A 15,399-nucleotide genomic window follows, 5' to 3' on the forward strand; every position below is an offset into this window, starting at 1 on the left:
CACGCGCGGCCACCTCCTGCGCCCGCATCACGCTGGCCGGCGTGCCGGCGATGCCCCAGAGCTGCGGCGGGATCGGCCAGCAGCCGCCGCGCACCAGGCTGCGGTCCACGCCGAGGATGCTGACCACGAGGTCGGTGAAGCCGGCGATCAGCGCCTGGCACTCGTCGAGCGGCCGGCCTTCGAGCACCAGGAAGTGGAAGAACGGTGCCGACGGTGCGCCGTCGCTGACCAGCCGGCCGGCCACCACCGCATGCTGCGGTTGGTGCAGCGTGGCGGTGACGCGCACGCGGTCCAGCGGACTCTTCAGCACCTCGGCATAGAGTCGGGCCGAGGCGAGCAGCAATTCGCCGATCTGGTCGTCGCTGTGGCGGCCGGCGGTGAGGCGGTATTCGAGGATGGGCATGATGGCGTCCGGCCTCAGGCCATGCCCTTGCGGCGACCGGCGTCCATGAACAGCGTGCTGCCGGCCAGCGCGTCGGCCTCGGGGGCGAGCAGCAGCGCGATGGCCCAGGCCACCTGCTCGGGCGTGGTGAGCGCGCCGAGGGCCGATTCGGCGCGGTACTCGTCCAGCGCCGCCTCGAGGCTGATGCCGCCGCGCGCCGCGCGGTCGGCGGCGATGCGGCGCAGCCGGTCGGTGTCGGCCGGGCCGGGCTGCACCACATGCGCCGTCACGCCGCGCGCACCGTAGGCCCACGAATACTGGCGCATCAGGTTGGTCAGCGCCGCATTGCCCACGCCGGCGGTCGCGGCCCAGGGGTTGGGCTCGGAGCCGTAGTGCCCGCCGATGGCCACCAGCCGCGAGCCGCGCACCAGCTTGCCGTCGACCGCGCGCACCAGCCGGATCATGCCGCCGACCTTGATGTTCACCGCGTCCACCACCGCCGCGGTCGGCGCCACCAGCACGCCGCCCGCGGTGGCCACGCCGGGGCCGTGCACCACCATGCGCACCGGCGCATCGAGCGCGGCCTGGATGGCGTCGATGGACGAGTCGTTGGAGATGTCGGCCACGCAGGGCCGCACGCCGGGCGTGGTGTCCACCAGCGAGGCCAGCGCGTCGGCCTTGCGGGCCACGGCGAGCACGCTCAGGCCTTCGGCGGCGAGGCGCCGGCTGATCACGGCGCCCATTGCGCCGGTGGCGCCCACGACGACGGCGATGTCCTTGGGTTTCTGGCTCACGTTCCTGTCCTCCTCAAGCGGCCTTGCGGCTCACGTCCTTCAGCAGGCCGCGTTCCTTGGCCATGCTCATCGCGGTGTCCTCGATCATGTCTTCCTGGCCGCCGATCATCTTGCGGCGACCCAGCTCGACCAGGATCTCGCGCGCCGGCACGCCGAAGCGCGCCGCCGCGCGCTTGGCGTGCAGCAGGAAGGTGGAGTACACGCCGGCGAAGCCCAGCGTCAGCGACTCGCGGTCCACGCGCACCAGGTGTCCATCATCGGCACGATCACGTCCTCGGCCACGTCCATCAGCTTGAAGAGATCGACGCCGGTCTCGATGCCCATGCGGTCGCAGACCGCGAGGAACACCTCCAGCGGCGTGTTGCCGGCCCCGGCGCCCAGCCCGGCCACCGAACCGTCGATGCGGCTCGCGCCCTCCTCGATGGCCGCGATGGAGTTGGCGATGCCCATGCCCAGGTTGTGGTGGCCGTGGAAGCCGATCTCGGTCTCGGGCTTCAGCACCGCGCGCAGTGCGGCCACGCGGGCGCGCACGTCGGCCGGCAGCATGTAGCCGGCGGAGTCGGTCACGTAGACGGTCTGCGCGCCGTAGTCCTCCATCAGCTTGCCCTGCTTCGCGAGCCCTTCGGGGTCGTTCAGGTGCGCCATCATCAGGAAGCCCACCGTGTCCATGCCGAGCTTGCGCGCATAGGCGATGTGCTGCGGCGCGGTGTCGGCCTCGGTGCAGTGGGTGGCCACGGTGACGCTGCGCGCGCCGCAGTCGTAGGCCGACTGCAGCTCGCGCATCGTGCCCAGGCCGGGGATCAGCAGCACCGAGATCTTGGCCTGCTTCATCTTCGGCGCCACGGCGCTGAGGTAGGCCTCGTTGCTGGCCAGCGCGAAGCCGTGCTGCAGCGAGTTGCCGCCCAGGCCGGCGCCATGCGTCACCTGGATCAGCGGCACGCCGGCGGCGTCGAGCGCCATCGCCACCTTGACCATCTGCTCCACCGGGATCTGCTCGCGCTTGGCATGCATGCCGTCGCGCAGGCACATGTCGTGCAGCAGGACCTTGCGGCCACGCAGGTCGGGTTCCATCGAACGTGTGGCGCTCATCAGGCAGCCTCCTTCACGGGGGTGAGTTGCAGCGTGCCGGCGAGGATCTCCTCGGCGAACATCTCCGCGGTGCGGCAGGCCGCCGCGGTCATGATGTCCAGGTTGCCGGCATAGGTGGGCAGGTAGTCGCCGAGGCCGGCCACCTGCATGAACACGCTGACGCGCTTGCCGTCGAACACCGGGCCGTTGACCAGCTTGTAGCCGGGCACGTACTGCTGCACCTCCTCGATCATCGACAGCACCGAGTCGATGATGCGGGCCTGCTGCGGCTCGTCGTCGGTCAGGCAGTTGATGGTGTTGCGCATGATCATCGGCGGCTCGGCCGGGTTGATGATCGCCAGCGCCTTGCCGCGCCGCGCGCCGCCCACGCGCACCAGCGCGTCGGAGGTGGTGTAGGTGAACTCGTCGAGGTTGGCACGCGTGCCCGGGCCGATGGACTTGGAGGCGAGGCTGGCCACGATCTCGGCGTAGTCGACCGGCTGCACGCGCGCGACGGCATGCACGATGGGGATGGTGGCCTGGCCGGCGCAGGAGATCATGTTGACGTTCATCTCCAGCTTGGCGGCATGCTCGCGCAGGTTGACCGGCGGCACGCACAGCGGGCCCACGGCCGCGGGCGTGAGGTCGACCATCAGCACGCCCAGCGCATTGAGCTTGCGCGAGTTCTCGGGGTGCACGTAGGCGCTGGTGGCGTCGAAGGCGATCTGGATGCCGTCGGCCTTCACATGCGGCAGCAGGCCGTCCACGCCCTCGGCGGTGGTCTTCAGGCCCAGGTCGCGGGCGCGCTGCAGGCCTTCGGAGGCGGCGTCGATGCCGACCATCCACACCGGCTCCAGCACCGCGCTGCGCTTCAACTTGTAGATCAGGTCGGTGCCGATGTTGCCGGAGCCGATCAGGGCACAGCGGATCTTCTTCGTCGCCATCACAGGTCCTTCGCGTTCGCAGCGGCGGCCTGACGCATGGCCGCGGTCTGGCCGGCGACCGAGAAGTGCTCGACGCCGAGTTCGTTGATCAGGATGCGCACCTGGTCGGGCCGCACGTCCAGCGTGCGCACCACCGCCTCGGTGATGGCCGCGACCACGTTGCGCTTCTGCTCGACCGTGCGGCCTTCGAGCAGGTTCATCTGGATGATGGGCATGATGGAATTCCTTCGCCGTAGTTTCTTCAGATGAAGCGGACCGACACACTGCCGAGGTCCTGGTAGCGCGCGACGACGTGGTCCCCCGCCGTCACGGCCACCGCCTCGGTGATGCCGCCACTCATCACGAAGCTGCCGGCCGGCAGCTGTTCGTCGAGCTCGGCCAGCACGCGCACCAGCATCGCCACCGCCTCGGCGGGATGGCCCAGCACGGCGGCCGTGGCGCCCATGCCGATCGAGACGCCGTTCTTCTCGAACACCACGCCCAGCGTGCGCAGGTCGAGGTCGGCGACGTCGCGCACCCGCGCGCCGGTCACGAAGCGCGCCGACGAGCCGTTGTCGGCCACCACGCTGGGCAGGTCGAACTTGAAGCCGGCGAAGCGCGAGTCGATCACCTCGATGGCGGGCAGCACGAAGTCGGTCGCGGCCAGCACCTCGTCGCGCGTGCAGTGGGGCCCGTGCAGGTCCTTCTTCGTCACGAAGGCCACCTCGCACTCGACGCGCGGGTGCACCAGGTCGTCGGTGCGCACCTCGGCGTTGTCGGTGCGGGCCATGTTCGACATCAGGAAGCCGATCGAGGGCACGTCCACGCCCATCTGCAGCATCTTGGCCTTGGAGGTGAGGCCGGCCTTCCAGCCCACCAGCCGGTGGCCCTGCCGGATGCGGCGGCGGCGCAGCTCGGACTGCACCGCATAGCCGTCGGCCAGGCCCATGCGCGGGTAATCGTCGGTCAGCTTGGGGATCGCGCGGGCGTGGTCCTGCGCCGCCTCCACGCGATCGGCCAGGCGCTCGATGTCCGAGCGGCTCAGCGTGAGGGTCACAGGGCACTCCTTCCGTGGAAACGCGCGCGGCAGGTGCCCAGGCCGCCGATGGTGCACACCAGCTCGTCGCCGTCGATCACCGGCACCAGCGCCGACTGCGAGCCGGACAGGATCACCTCGCCCGCCCGGAACGGCAGGCCCAGCGCGCCCAGCGTGTTGGCCAGCCAGGCCACCGCATGCACCGGCGAGCCCTGCACCGCGGCGCCGACGCCGGTGGAGTGCAGCTCGCCGTTCTTCTCGAGCACCATGCCGGCCAGCGCCACGTCGAGATTACGCGGGTGGGCCTTGGCGTCGCCGAGCAGGTAGACGCCGCAGGAGGCGTTGTCGGCTACCGTGTCCTGGATCTTGATCTTCCAGTCGCGGATGCGCGAATCGACGATCTCGAAGCAGGGGCTGACATAGGCGGTGGCGCGGATCACGTCGGCGGCGGTCACGCCCGGACCGGCCAGGTCGCGCTCCAGCACGAAGGCCAGTTCGGCCTCGGCCTTGGGCTGGATCAGCGCGCCAAGGTCCACGCCCTCGGCCTCGCTGCGCGCCATGCCCGAGGTGAGCTGGCCGAAGTCGGGCTCGTAGACGCCCAGGAAGTCCTGCACCGGCTTGCTGGTCACGCCGATCTTCTTGCCGACCACGCGCTCGCCGGCCGCCACGCGGCGCGCCACCATGTGCAGCTGGATGCGGTAGGCGTCCTCGACGCGGATCTGCGGCTCGCGCTCCAGCAGCGGCGCCACGACGCGGCGCGCGAGCAGCGCCTCGTACAGCTCGTCGCCGTAGCGTTCGATGGTTTCGTTGTTCATCATGGTGCTGTCGCGGCCGTCTCAGAGCTTGATGCAGACGTTGCGCAGGTCGGTGTAGAACTCCAGCGAGTGCACGCCCCCTTCGCGGCCGATGCCCGACTGCTTCGAGCCGCCGAACGGCGTGCGCAGGTCGCGCAGGAACCAGCTGTTGACCCAGGTGATGCCCACCTCGATGGCGGCTGCCACACGGTGGGCGCGGGCCAGGTCGCGCGTCCACAGCGTGGTCGACAGGCCGTAGCGGTTGGCGTTGGCCAGCACCACCACCTCGTCCTCGCTGTCGAACGGCCGGACGTGGCAGCAGGGCCCGAAGATCTCCTCGCGCACCACGCTGGCGGTCTCGGGCAGGCCGGTCCAGATCGTGGGCTGGACCAGGCGCCTTCGGCCAGTTCGGCCGGCATCGGCGGCACGCCGCCGCCGGTCACGACGGTGGCGCCCTCGGCGACCGCGCGCTCGTAGTAGGACAGCACCTTGCGGCGGTGCTCCTGGCTGATCAGCGGCCCGTAGTTGGCGCCCGGGTCGCTGGGCCGGCCGAACTTCACCGCCTCGCAGCGCAGCTTGAGCGCCTGCACGAAGCGCTCGAACAGCGGCCGCTCGACGTAGACGCGCTCGGTGCCCAGGCAGACCTGGCCGGTGTTCATGAAGGCCGAGCGGAAGATGCCGTCGACCGCGGCGTCGAAGTCGGCATCGGCGAACACGATGCCGGCGTTCTTGCCGCCGAGCTCGAAGGACACGTCGCGGATGCCGTCGGCAGCGGCCTTCATGATGGCGGTGCCGGTGCGCGTCTCGCCGGTGAAGGTGATGGCATCCACGCCGTCGTGGCGGGTCAGGAACTCGCCCGCGGCGCCGGGGCCGAAGCCGTGCACCACGTTGTAGACGCCCGGCGGCACACCGACCGTGTTCATCACCTCGCCCAGCAGCGTGGCCGACAGCGGCGTTTCCTCGGACGGCTTGACGACCACCGTGTTGCCGCAGGCCAGCGCCGGGCCGACCTTCCAGGTCATCAGCAGCAGCGGCGCGTTCCACGGGCAGACCACCGCGATCACGCCCTTGGGCTTGCGGATCGCGTAGTTCAGCGCGCCGCGGCCGTCGGGCGTTTCCATCTGGAAGGACTCGGCCGGCACGTTCTTCACCACGTCGGCGAAGACCTTGAAGTTGGCCGCGCCGCGCGGCACGAAGGCGTGCGCGATCACATGGTGCGGCTGCCCGGTGTCGGCCTCCTCGGCCTCGACGAAGTCGTCGAAGCGGCGCGTGATCTCGTCGGCCACGGCGTGCAGCAGGGCCACCCGCTTCTCGGTGCCGAGCCGCGCCCAGTCGCCGTGCAGCGCGCGGCGCGCCGCCGTCACCGCGGCGTCGACCTCCGCCTCGCCGGCCTCGGCCACGCTGGCGATCACCCGGTTGTCCACCGGCGAGCGCTTGGAGAAGGTCTTGCCCTGGGAAGACGAGGTGAACTCGCCGTTGATGAAATGCTGCAGCGTCCGCACGGCGTTCCTCGATGTCGTTGCAGGCAGTTTAGAAATCGGCGTGTCGGGGCGTCCAATACCTTTGCGCCGTGTGACTCATACCGCACCGGTATTGGGTGCGCCACGCCCGGGCAGGCCCGGCGGCATTCAAGCCGGGCTACATTCGGCCGAAGTTGAGGGAGATCCCGTCCCGGCGACTTGTTACTTGTTCCTGCCACGCCCATGCTCCGCCGCCCTGCCCTAGACGCCGCCAACGCCCCGGCCGCGGACGGCCGCGACACGCGGGCGCCCGCCGAATCGGCCGATGCGTCGGGCAACCTGCTGCCCACGGCGTCGATCGTCGGGCAGGCGATGGGCGAGGCCCGCCGCGCCCTGGGCCTGGTGCTGGTGGGTGCGGCGGTCCTGCTCGCCATGCTGGTCGGCGAGCGCTGGCTGTCCAGCACCGCCGAGCAGGCCGCCGCGCGCCGCCACGCCGAGGCCCTGCGCGTGGCCGGGGCGATGCGCCTGGTGGACCTGGAGCGGACCACGGCCGCCCATATGGCCGTGATCACCGGCCAGCCGCGCTGGGTGGAGCGCTTCGACAGGCAGCGGCTCGAGTTCGAGCGCCTGCAGGCCGAGGCTCGCAGCCTGGCGCCGGCCCACGCCATCGAGCGCTTCGACAGCGAGACGCGCAGCGCGACCACCGAACTGGAAGACATGCGCGAATCGGCCTTCGAGGCGGTGACCGTGGGCGCGGCCGACATCGCGCGCAAGATCTTCGAGGGCGATCGCTACCGCGAGCAATCCGGCCTGCTGCAGCAGGCCATCGCCGACTTCAGCGAAGCCACGGTGACCGCCGCCAGGAACGAGATCAGCACACTGCGGCGCCGCAATGCACTGTTCGGGGTCGGGTTGCTGGTGTGCGGCGGGCTGCTCGGGGCCTTTCTCTGGCGCCGCCTGGCCGGCTCGCGCACGCGCTTCCTGCATGCCGAGCAGCGCGTGAAGCACCTGGCCGCCAGCGACCTGCTCACCGGCCTGCCCAACCGCGCGGCACTGCACGACGAGATGGCCGCCGCCATGGCGCGCGCCGAACGGGCCGGCACCCACCTCGCGGTGCTGATGATCGACCTGGACCGCTTCAAGCCGATCAACGACCGCCACGGCCACCTGGTGGGCGACCGGGTGCTGAAGGAAGTGGCGCGGCGCCTGAGCCACATCCTGCGTGGCGGCGAGACCTGCGCGCGCTACGGCGGCGACGAGTTCGTGGTGCTGGTGGGCGACGACGTGCAGCCCTCGGCGGCGCACCACCTGGCCGAACGCGTGGTGCGCGCGATGAGCGAGCCGATGCAGATCGGGCCGCTCAGCGTGACCATCGGCGCGACGGTGGGCATCGCCCGCTTCCCGGACGACGGGCGCGACGCCGACGAACTGCTGCGCAAGGCCGACTCGGCGCTCTACCGCGCCAAGGCCGAGAGCCGTGGCGGCCTGAGCTTCTACAACGTGGGCCTCGACGAGCTGGTGGCCGAGCGCGCCGCACTGGAACAGGCCATGCGGGACGGTCTCACCCGCGGCGAGTTCGTGGCCTACTTCCAGCCCATCGTCGAGCTGAACAGCCAGCGCGTGCAGTCGGTGGAACTGCTGGCGCGCTGGCAGCACCCGCAGCGTGGGCTGCTGCCGCCGGCGCAGTTCATCGCGCTGGCCGAGGACGCGGGCCTGATCGGCACGCTGATGCTGGCCGTGCTGCGCAGCGCCTTGGCCGAACTGCCGGGCCTGCCGGCGCACTGGCGCGTGTCGGTGAACGTGGCGCCTCAGCAGATCCAGGACGAGACGCTGGTGCCGCAGCTGCTGGCCCTGCTGGCCGAGCACGGCGTGCCGCCGGCGCGGCTGGACGTGGAACTGACCGAGACCGCGCTGGTGCGCGACACCTCCGCAGCGCGCCGCGTGATGCGCGACCTGAAGCTGGCGGGCTTCACCGTCACGCTCGACGACTTCGGCACCGGCCACTCCAGCCTCGCCTACCTGGCGGAGCTGGACTTCGACAAGATCAAGATCGACCGCTCGTTCGTGCACACGCTGCGCGAACGACCGCAGAGCGCCAAGGTGGTGGACGCCATCATCGGCCTGTCGCGCAGCCTGGGCGTGCCGGCCGTCGCCGAGGGCATCGAGACCGAAGCCGACGCCACGCGCCTGCTGCGCATGGGCTGCGCCCTGGGTCAGGGCTACCTGTTCGGGCGGCCGGTCCCGGCCGGCGAGCTGCCGGGACTGGGTGAGGGGCCGCGGGCGACGGCGGCTTGATCAGCCTTCACGCGGTGTTCGCCGCCTCGAGCTTGCGCACGGCGGCGGCGATGCCATTCAAGATCGAGTCGGCAACGTGCGCAGGAAAGCCGGCAGGCAGCTTCGCGGCCACCGCGTCCAATGCGACGGGGGTCCTGTCGATGACGTCCTGGATCAACCTGTCCACGCCCTGCCCCGACGCAGACACGATCCCGCCCCGTCGCCCGATCGCCTCCCAATGCCGGCGCAGGAAGTCGCGCATGCGCCAGTGCGCGTTGGTGCAACGCAGCGCCATCGCCAGCTTGACGCGATGCGGAGAAATCCGGTTGAGGCCGTTGCCCAGCACGGGATAGGCGGACACCACGTCGTAGAGCGGCGTCATCGAGAAGGCACCGCCCGCGTGCAGCGCGATGCTGAAGTTCTTGGCATGCCCGTCCGGCGCGCACATCAGCCAGAACATCAGCTGGGCCCGGAAGAAGTTCTCACGGTCCTGAACGCGACGACGCGAGGCGTTCAGCACCTCCAGAATGCGGTCGATGCCCGGGCCGCCGTCGGCCTCGTATTTGGCGTGTGCCGGCGTGCCGGTGGCCTGGCACATGTCTTCCTGCGGCAGGCGAATGATCCAGGCGCCATCGTCTGCCCACATCCGGTCGAAACGCTCGACGCCGAGGACGCGCTGACCCTCGAACGCCAGCGGGTGGCAGCGCGCGACGGGCAGGCCGTAGGCCTCCAGCACCTGGGCGCACAGCCATTCGTTCTCCACCGAGTCGCGCAGGTCGAGCTTCATGTTCCCCACCAGGCCCAGCGGCAACTTCAGGATGTGGGTGGTGGGTGTCGATCCCGTCGGACGCCACCACCGACCCTCGTGCCACAGCAGCGCCGTCTTCTCCTGTGCACCGGCGATCGAGATGCGGAACTCGTCCGCGTCCGCGGTTCGTTGGTCGAAGCCGCTGGGCATGAGCGTGGCGTTCAGCGCCCGCGCCACACCCGCCTCGTCGAGCGGCCGGGCCTGGACGGTCTTCACATCGCCGGGGTCCTGCCCGTCGGGCAGGATCTGCAGCGCACCGACGCAATCGCGGCCGATCTCGGTCAGCAGGTCGAAGGCGTCTGTGGTCGCTGTCTTGAACCGGCGTGCCAGACGTTCACGGATCGGTCGGCTGTCCGGGAGCAGGTTCTCGAAGTAGTCACGGACGGCGTTGCCCTTGTGCGGCGGATTGCCCGGCCTGAAGGGCAATGACAGGGACAGCGGCCTCACCTGCGGCGAACGCAACCAGCCCGCGTCGTAGCGCAACTCGTCTCCGGCGGGCGAGGCGCTCCAGGCCCCCACCCGCTCGCCGTTCATCCACAAGGCGAGCGTGCGCGTGTGCGATCGCCTTCCCATCGGCAGCTACCACTGCGCCTTGCCGGGCCCGCCGGGTGCGCCGCCCGCCTTGGGTGAAGCGGCACCTGAAGGCCCCCGTTGCCTCAGCACGAGCTCGACGTCGAGGATGCTGAGCAGCTTCATCAGCCGGGCCGCGCTGACGGTGCCTGCATTGCGCTCGAGCGCAGACAGCGTCTGCTGCGTGACCCCGAGCCGTGCGGCAAGGTCTGCCTGCGTCAGGCCGGCCGCCTTGCGAAAGCTCTGCAGCAGGCCGGGAAGCTGGTCTGCCGTGCGCACCGGGAACTCGTCCATACAGCCGCTCGTTGGTAGCGTCGTTAAACGCACTATAGGCTGTAATCTTGATTTACTCAAGTTACGCTGTATTTAGAGAATACAGCTCGAAGGCTGATCTCGGCCAACGATGACGCCGCCCGGGGACCGCGCGCAGATCGCTTGGTGTTTGCTGGTAGGCCGTGTTGGACTTGAACCAACGACCAAAGGATTATGAGTCCTCTGCTCTAACCAACTGAGCTAACGGCCCCTTGCTCGGGACCATGGCGTTCCGCGAAGCGCTTGCTTCCAGGAAGGCGATCGACCCGGCACCAGCGCGGATTGTAGGCATCGCTACCATGGCTCTGGCCCTGCGATCGGGAGGCACGCCATGACGACACCCACGACGACCCCAGCGCGCATCGAACGCGACAGCTTCGGCGACATCGCCGTGCCCGGCGACCGGCTGTGGGGGGCGCAGACGCAGCGTTCGCTGCACCACTTCGACATCTCCACCGAGCGCATGCCGCCGGAGCTGCTGCTGGCGCTGGCGCTGGTGAAGCGCTGCGCCGCCCAGGTGAACCGCGACCTGGGCGTGCTCGACGCGCGCAAGGCCGAGGCCATCATCGCCGCGGCCGACGAGGTGATCGCCGGACAGCATGCCGACGAGTTTCCGCTGTCGCTGTGGCAGACCGGCTCGGGCACGCAGAGCAACATGAACATGAACGAGGTGCTGGCCAACCGTGCCTCGCAGCTGCTGGGCGGGCCGGTGGGCGAGCAGCGGCTCGTGCATCCGAACGACGAGGTGAACCGCGGGCAGTCGTCGAACGACGTGTTCCCCACCGCGATGAACGTGGCCGCGGTCCGCGCGATCGAGGACGCGCTGCTGCCGGCGCTGGCCACGCTGCACGACACGCTGGCCGGCAAGGCACGCGCCTACGCCGAGCTGGTGAAGATCGGCCGCACCCACCTGCAGGACGCCACGCCGCTGAGCCTGGGGCAGGAGATGTCGGGCTGGGTGGCGCAGCTGGCGCACGGCATCGGCCATCTGCGCGCCGCGCTGCCGCACCTGCGCGAGCTGGCGCTGGGCGGCACCGCGGTGGGCACCGGGCTCAATGCGCACCCGGAGTTCGGCACGCGGGTGGCGCAGGCGCTGTCGCAGGCCGCGGGGACCGACTTCGTGTCGGCGCCCAACAAGTTCGAGGCGCTGGCGGCGCACGACGCGCTGGTGCATGCGCACGGCGCGCTGAAGACGCTGGCGGCGTCGCTGATGAAGATCGCCAACGACGTGCGCTGGCTGGCCTCGGGCCCGCGCTCGGGGCTGGGCGAGCTGCGCATTCCGGAGAACGAGCCGGGCAGTTCCATCATGCCCGGCAAGGTGAACCCCACGCAGTGCGAGGCTTTGACGATGGCGTGCTGCCAGGTGCTGGGCAACGACGTGGCGGTGAACGTCGCCGGCGCGTCGGGCAACTTCGAGCTCAACGTCTACAAGCCGGTGATCATCCACAACGTGCTGCAGAGCCTCCGGCTGCTGGCCGACGGCGCGCGCAGCTTCGATGCGCATTGCGCGCGGGGCATCGAGCCGGACCGTGGCCGCATCGCCGAACTGCTGCAACGCTCATTGATGCTGGTGACGGCGTTGAACCCGCACATCGGCTACGACAAGGCCGCGCAGATCGCGAAGAAGGCGCACGCCGAGGGGCTGACGCTGCGCGAGGCGGCCGTGGCCTCGGGGCACCTGACGGGCGAGCAGTTCGATGCGTGGGTGCGGCCGGAGCGGATGATCGGGCCGGGTTGAGCGCTACTTCTGGCTCAGCGCCTGCGTCACCAGCCGCGAGGTGATGTCGACGATCTGGATCATGCGGTCGTACGCCATGCGCGTGGGGCCGATGACGCCCAGCGTGCCGACGATCTTGCCGTCCACCTCGTACGGCGCCGACACCACCGACAGCTCCTCGAACGGCACGATCTGGCTCTCGCCGCCGATGTAGATGCGCACGCCCTCGGCGCGGCTGCTCACGTCGAGCAGGCGCATCAGCTGGGTCTTCTGCTCGAACAGGTCGAACAGCTTGCGCAGCGAGCCCATGTCGCTGGAGAAGTCCTGCATCGTCAGCAGGTTGCGCTCGCCCGAGACCACCACCTGCTCGTTCTCGCCGTCGGCGGCTTCGCTGCCGAACTGCACCGCGGCCTGCATCAGCAGGGCGATCTCGCCGCGCAGCGCGTCGATCTCGGTCTTGAGCCGCTCGCGCACCGCCTCGATGCTGAGGCCGCTGTAGTGGGCGTTGATGAAGTTACTGGCCTCCACCAGCTCGGCCGGGCTGTGGTCGCGCGCGGTGAAGATCACGCGGTTCTGCACGTCGCCGTCGGGCGAGACCAGGATCACCAGCACGCGCCGCTCGCCCAGGCGCATGAACTCGATGTGGTGGAACACGCCGGCCTTGCGCGGCGCGGTGACCACGCCGACGAACTGCGACAGGTTGGACAGCACCTGGGCCGCATGGGTGATCACGCGCTGCGGCTGGTCAGGCTGCAGCTGTTCTTGCGCAGCGGCCAGGCCCGGCTCGCTGCGCGCCATGTCGAGCGGCCGCGCGGTGAGCATGGTGTCGACGAACAGCCGGTAGCCGCGCGCCGTGGGATGCGCCCGGCGCTGGTGTGCGGGCTGGCGATCAGGCCCAGCTCCTCCAGGTCGGCCATCACGTTGCGGATGGTGGCCGGGCTCAGCTCCAGCCCGGACGCCCGCGACAGCGTGCGCGACCCGACCGGCTGACCATCGGCGATATAGCGCTCGACCAGCGTCTTCAACAGGGTCTTGGCACGTTCGTCGAGCATGGTGGAAATCATTGTAGGGCGCGGTTTTGCGGGCATGTGGCGAGGTGCGCGCCGCGTCGAATGGCTGTGGTGTAATTTCTCTCACCATGGCGAGCCGTTTCCGTCACGCTGCCCTCGTCGGCAAATACCAGGCGCCGGGCAGTCGCCAGGTGCTTGCCAGCGTGGCCGAGTTCCTCACGAACCAGGGGCTCGAGGTCTCGCTCGACACCACCACCGCCATGGCCGTCGGCCTGCCCGACTACGGCGCGCTCGACGCCGCCCAGATCGGCAAGCACTGCGACCTGGCGGTCGTGGTCGGCGGCGACGGCACCATGCTCGGCACCGCGCGGCAACTGGCGCGCTACGGCGTGCCGCTGATCGGCATCAACCAGGGCCGGCTCGGCTTCATGACCGACATCCCGATGGCAGAGTTCCGCGAGACCATCGCACCCATGATCGCCGGCGACTACGAGGAAGAGCACCGCACCATGCTGGAAGGCTGCGTCAAGCGGCCCTCGGGCGACGAGTTCGACGTGATCTACGAGACCTTCGCCGTCAACGACGTGGTGGTGAGCCGCGGCGCCAGCGCCGGCATGGTGGAGCTGCGGGTCGATGTGCAGGACCAGTTCGTGGCCAATTTCCGCGCCGACGGGCTGATCATCTCGTCGCCCACCGGCTCGACCGCCTACGCGCTGTCGGCCGGCGGGCCGATCCTGCACCCGGGCATCTCGGGCTGGCTGATGGTGCCGATCGCGCCGCATGCGCTGTCCAATCGCCCCATCGTGCTGCCCGACGACAGCGAGGTGCGCATCGAGATCGTCGCCGGCCGCGATGCCAGCGTGAACTTCGACCACCAGAGCCTCGCCAGCCTGCTGCACGGCGACCGCATCTGCGTGCGCCGCAGCGAGCACCGCGTGCGCGTGCTGCACCCGCGCGGCTGGAACTTCTATGCCACGCTGCGCCGCAAGCTGCACTGGAACGAAGGTGTGCTGCCCGACGGCGCGCACTCCTGAGCCGTGGGCGGCACGCTGAGGAAGACCCCATGCTGAAGCGCATCGCCCTGCGCGACTTCGTCATCGTGCCCGCGCTCGAGCTCGACCTGCAGGCCGGGTTCACCGCGCTCACCGGCGAGACCGGTGCCGGCAAGTCCATCCTGGTCGATGCGCTGCAGCTCGCGCTCGGCCACCGCGGCGACGCCGGCGTGGTGCGCGAGGGCGCGACGCGCGCCGAGATCAGCGCCGAGTTCGACACGCCGGCCTCGCTGCGGCCCTGGCTGGCCGATGCCGGCTTCGCCGATGAAGAGGACGGTGGCGACGACCCCCTGCTGCTGCGCCGCACGCTCGACGCCCAGGGCAAGAGCCGTGCGTGGATCAACGGCAGCCCGGCCACCATCGGCCAGCTGCGCGAGGCGGGCGAGCACCTGGTCGACATCCACGGGCAGCACGCCTGGCAGAGCCTGACGCGGCCCGACGCGGTGCGCGGCCTGCTCGACGGCTATGCCGGCCTCGACACCGCGCCGCTGGCCGCCGCCTGGAGCGCGTGGCGCAGCGCAAGCGAACAGCTCGCCGACGCGCGCAGCCGCCAGGCCGACCTGGAACGCGAGCGCGAGCGGCTGCAATGGCAGATCGCCGAGCTCGACAAGCTGGCCCCCGGCGCCGACGAATGGCCGGAGCTCAACGCCGAGCACCACCGCCTGAGCCACGCGCAGGCCATCATCGACGCGGTGCAGGCGGCGCTGGCCGCGATCAGCGAGGACGACGACTCGGCCGACGCGCGCAGCGCCCAGGCGATCGGTGCGCTCGAAGGTGTGCTCGACCACGACCCGGCGCTGCGCGATCCCTTCGAGGTGCTGAAGAGCGCGCAGGCCCAGCTGCAGGACGCCGCCCACACGCTGCACGCCACGCTGCGCCACGGCGAGCTGGACCCGGAGCGCCTGCAGGCGCTCGACGAGCGGCTGGCGGCGTGGATGGGCCTCGCGCGGCGCTTCCGCCGGCCGGCCGAGGAATTGCCGGCACTGCGGGCCGCCTGGCGCGACGAGCTCACCCGGCTCGACGCCGCGACCGACCTCGACGCGCTGGAGGCCCGGGTGCAGACCACGCGCCAGGCCTACGACACCGCGGCGCAGGCCGTCAGCTCGCAACGCAAGGCCGCGGCACCGCGGCTCGCCGCGTCGGTGACGGCGGCGATGCAGCAGCTCGGCATGGCCGGCGGGCGCTTCGAGGTGGCGCTG

At 70.5% G+C, this 15,399-nt stretch carries 12 protein-coding genes, 1 tRNA gene and 3 pseudogenes; 4 read left to right on the forward strand and 12 right to left on the reverse strand.

What is annotated here, in order from left to right:
• The 8 genes and pseudogenes from Y694_RS14210 to Y694_RS14245 form a co-directional block, all read right to left on the reverse strand.
• On the reverse strand, window positions 1-403 hold a 403-nt coding region (locus Y694_RS14210; RefSeq protein WP_036233533.1), incomplete at its 3' end, for a 4-oxalocrotonate tautomerase.
• Window positions 404-417: 14 nt separating this feature from the next.
• Complete coding sequence (locus Y694_RS14215) at window positions 418-1,176, reverse strand: SDR family oxidoreductase (protein WP_036233535.1); 759 nt, start codon at window positions 1,174-1,176, stop codon at window positions 418-420.
• Window positions 1,177-1,189: 13 nt separating this feature from the next.
• Window positions 1,190-2,265 (reverse strand): annotated as a pseudogene (gene dmpG, locus Y694_RS14220) (4-hydroxy-2-oxovalerate aldolase).
• A complete protein-coding gene (locus Y694_RS14225; protein WP_036233537.1) occupies window positions 2,265-3,188 on the reverse strand; it encodes an acetaldehyde dehydrogenase (acetylating) in 924 nt (307 codons plus the stop codon). The pseudogene dmpG and the gene Y694_RS14225 overlap by 1 nt, the downstream one beginning before the upstream one ends.
• Window positions 3,188-3,403: a 2-hydroxymuconate tautomerase gene (locus tag Y694_RS14230; RefSeq protein ID WP_036233539.1), complete on the reverse strand. Its 216-nt coding sequence runs from the start codon at window positions 3,401-3,403 to the stop codon at window positions 3,188-3,190. The genes Y694_RS14225 and Y694_RS14230 overlap by 1 nt, the downstream gene beginning before the upstream one ends.
• A 26-nt stretch (window positions 3,404-3,429) precedes the next feature.
• Window positions 3,430-4,224: a 2-oxo-3-hexenedioate decarboxylase gene (dmpH, locus tag Y694_RS14235; RefSeq protein WP_036233541.1), complete on the reverse strand. Its 795-nt coding sequence runs from the start codon at window positions 4,222-4,224 to the stop codon at window positions 3,430-3,432.
• Complete coding sequence (dmpE, locus tag Y694_RS14240) at window positions 4,221-5,018, reverse strand: 2-oxopent-4-enoate hydratase (protein ID WP_036233554.1); 798 nt, start codon at window positions 5,016-5,018, stop codon at window positions 4,221-4,223. The genes dmpH and dmpE overlap by 4 nt, the downstream gene beginning before the upstream one ends.
• A gap of 21 nt (window positions 5,019-5,039) precedes the next feature.
• Window positions 5,040-6,499 (reverse strand): annotated as a pseudogene (locus tag Y694_RS14245) (2-hydroxymuconic semialdehyde dehydrogenase).
• Window positions 6,500-6,700: 201 nt separating this feature from the next.
• Here Y694_RS14245 and Y694_RS22640 point away from each other — a divergent pair.
• Complete coding sequence (locus tag Y694_RS22640) at window positions 6,701-8,752, forward strand: bifunctional diguanylate cyclase/phosphodiesterase (protein ID WP_051495793.1); 2,052 nt, start codon at window positions 6,701-6,703, stop codon at window positions 8,750-8,752.
• Between the two features lie 7 nt (window positions 8,753-8,759).
• On the opposite strand, the gene Y694_RS14255 is transcribed toward Y694_RS22640, so the two are convergent.
• The 3 genes from Y694_RS14255 to Y694_RS14265 form a co-directional block, all read right to left on the reverse strand.
• Window positions 8,760-10,112 carry a type II toxin-antitoxin system HipA family toxin gene (locus Y694_RS14255; protein WP_036233543.1) on the reverse strand — a complete coding sequence of 451 codons (1,353 nt, stop codon included), beginning with the start codon at window positions 10,110-10,112 and terminating at the stop codon, window positions 8,760-8,762.
• 6 nt (window positions 10,113-10,118) lie between these two features.
• The gene (locus tag Y694_RS14260) at window positions 10,119-10,403 is read right to left on the reverse strand and encodes a helix-turn-helix transcriptional regulator (RefSeq protein ID WP_036233546.1); all 285 of its coding nucleotides are present in this window, start codon (window positions 10,401-10,403) and stop codon (window positions 10,119-10,121) included.
• A 152-nt stretch (window positions 10,404-10,555) separates the two neighbouring features.
• Window positions 10,556-10,632 (reverse strand) — tRNA-Ile (locus tag Y694_RS14265).
• A gap of 120 nt (window positions 10,633-10,752) precedes the next feature.
• On the opposite strand from Y694_RS14265, the gene fumC reads away from it, so the two are divergent.
• The gene (fumC, locus tag Y694_RS14270) at window positions 10,753-12,159 is read left to right on the forward strand and encodes a class II fumarate hydratase (RefSeq protein ID WP_036233548.1); all 1,407 of its coding nucleotides are present in this window, start codon (window positions 10,753-10,755) and stop codon (window positions 12,157-12,159) included.
• Between the two features lie 3 nt (window positions 12,160-12,162).
• On the opposite strand, the pseudogene hrcA reads toward fumC, so the two are convergent.
• A pseudogene (gene hrcA / locus Y694_RS14275) lies at window positions 12,163-13,190 on the reverse strand (heat-inducible transcriptional repressor HrcA).
• Between the two features lie 86 nt (window positions 13,191-13,276).
• Here hrcA and Y694_RS14280 point away from each other — a divergent pair.
• Complete coding sequence (locus tag Y694_RS14280; protein ID WP_011830908.1) at window positions 13,277-14,182, forward strand: NAD kinase; 906 nt, start codon at window positions 13,277-13,279, stop codon at window positions 14,180-14,182.
• 29 nt (window positions 14,183-14,211) lie between these two features.
• On the forward strand, window positions 14,212-15,399 hold a 1,188-nt coding region (locus tag Y694_RS14285; protein ID WP_036233551.1), incomplete at its 3' end, for a DNA repair protein RecN.

The sequence above is a fragment of the Methylibium sp. T29-B genome, assembly GCF_000576225.1.
Classification (GTDB): Bacteria; Pseudomonadota; Gammaproteobacteria; order Burkholderiales; family Burkholderiaceae_C; genus Methylibium; species Methylibium petroleiphilum.

Bases quoted from the DNA above. Each gene is read 5' to 3' on its own strand.
- Y694_RS14225 (WP_036233537.1), bottom strand. From the start codon at position 3,188: ATGGCGACGAAGAAGATCCGCTGTGCCCTGATCGGCTCCGGCAACATC.
- Y694_RS22640 (WP_051495793.1), top strand. From the start codon at position 6,701: ATGCTCCGCCGCCCTGCCCTAGACGCCGCCAACGCCCCGGCCGCGGAC.
- Y694_RS14280 (WP_011830908.1), top strand. From the start codon at position 13,277: ATGGCGAGCCGTTTCCGTCACGCTGCCCTCGTCGGCAAATACCAGGCG.
- dmpE (WP_036233554.1), bottom strand. From the start codon at position 5,018: ATGAACAACGAAACCATCGAACGCTACGGCGACGAGCTGTACGAGGCG.
- Y694_RS14230 (WP_036233539.1), bottom strand. From the start codon at position 3,403: ATGCCCATCATCCAGATGAACCTGCTCGAAGGCCGCACGGTCGAGCAG.
- fumC (WP_036233548.1), top strand. From the start codon at position 10,753: ATGACGACACCCACGACGACCCCAGCGCGCATCGAACGCGACAGCTTC.
- Y694_RS14260 (WP_036233546.1), bottom strand. From the start codon at position 10,403: ATGGACGAGTTCCCGGTGCGCACGGCAGACCAGCTTCCCGGCCTGCTG.
- Y694_RS14255 (WP_036233543.1), bottom strand. From the start codon at position 10,112: ATGGGAAGGCGATCGCACACGCGCACGCTCGCCTTGTGGATGAACGGC.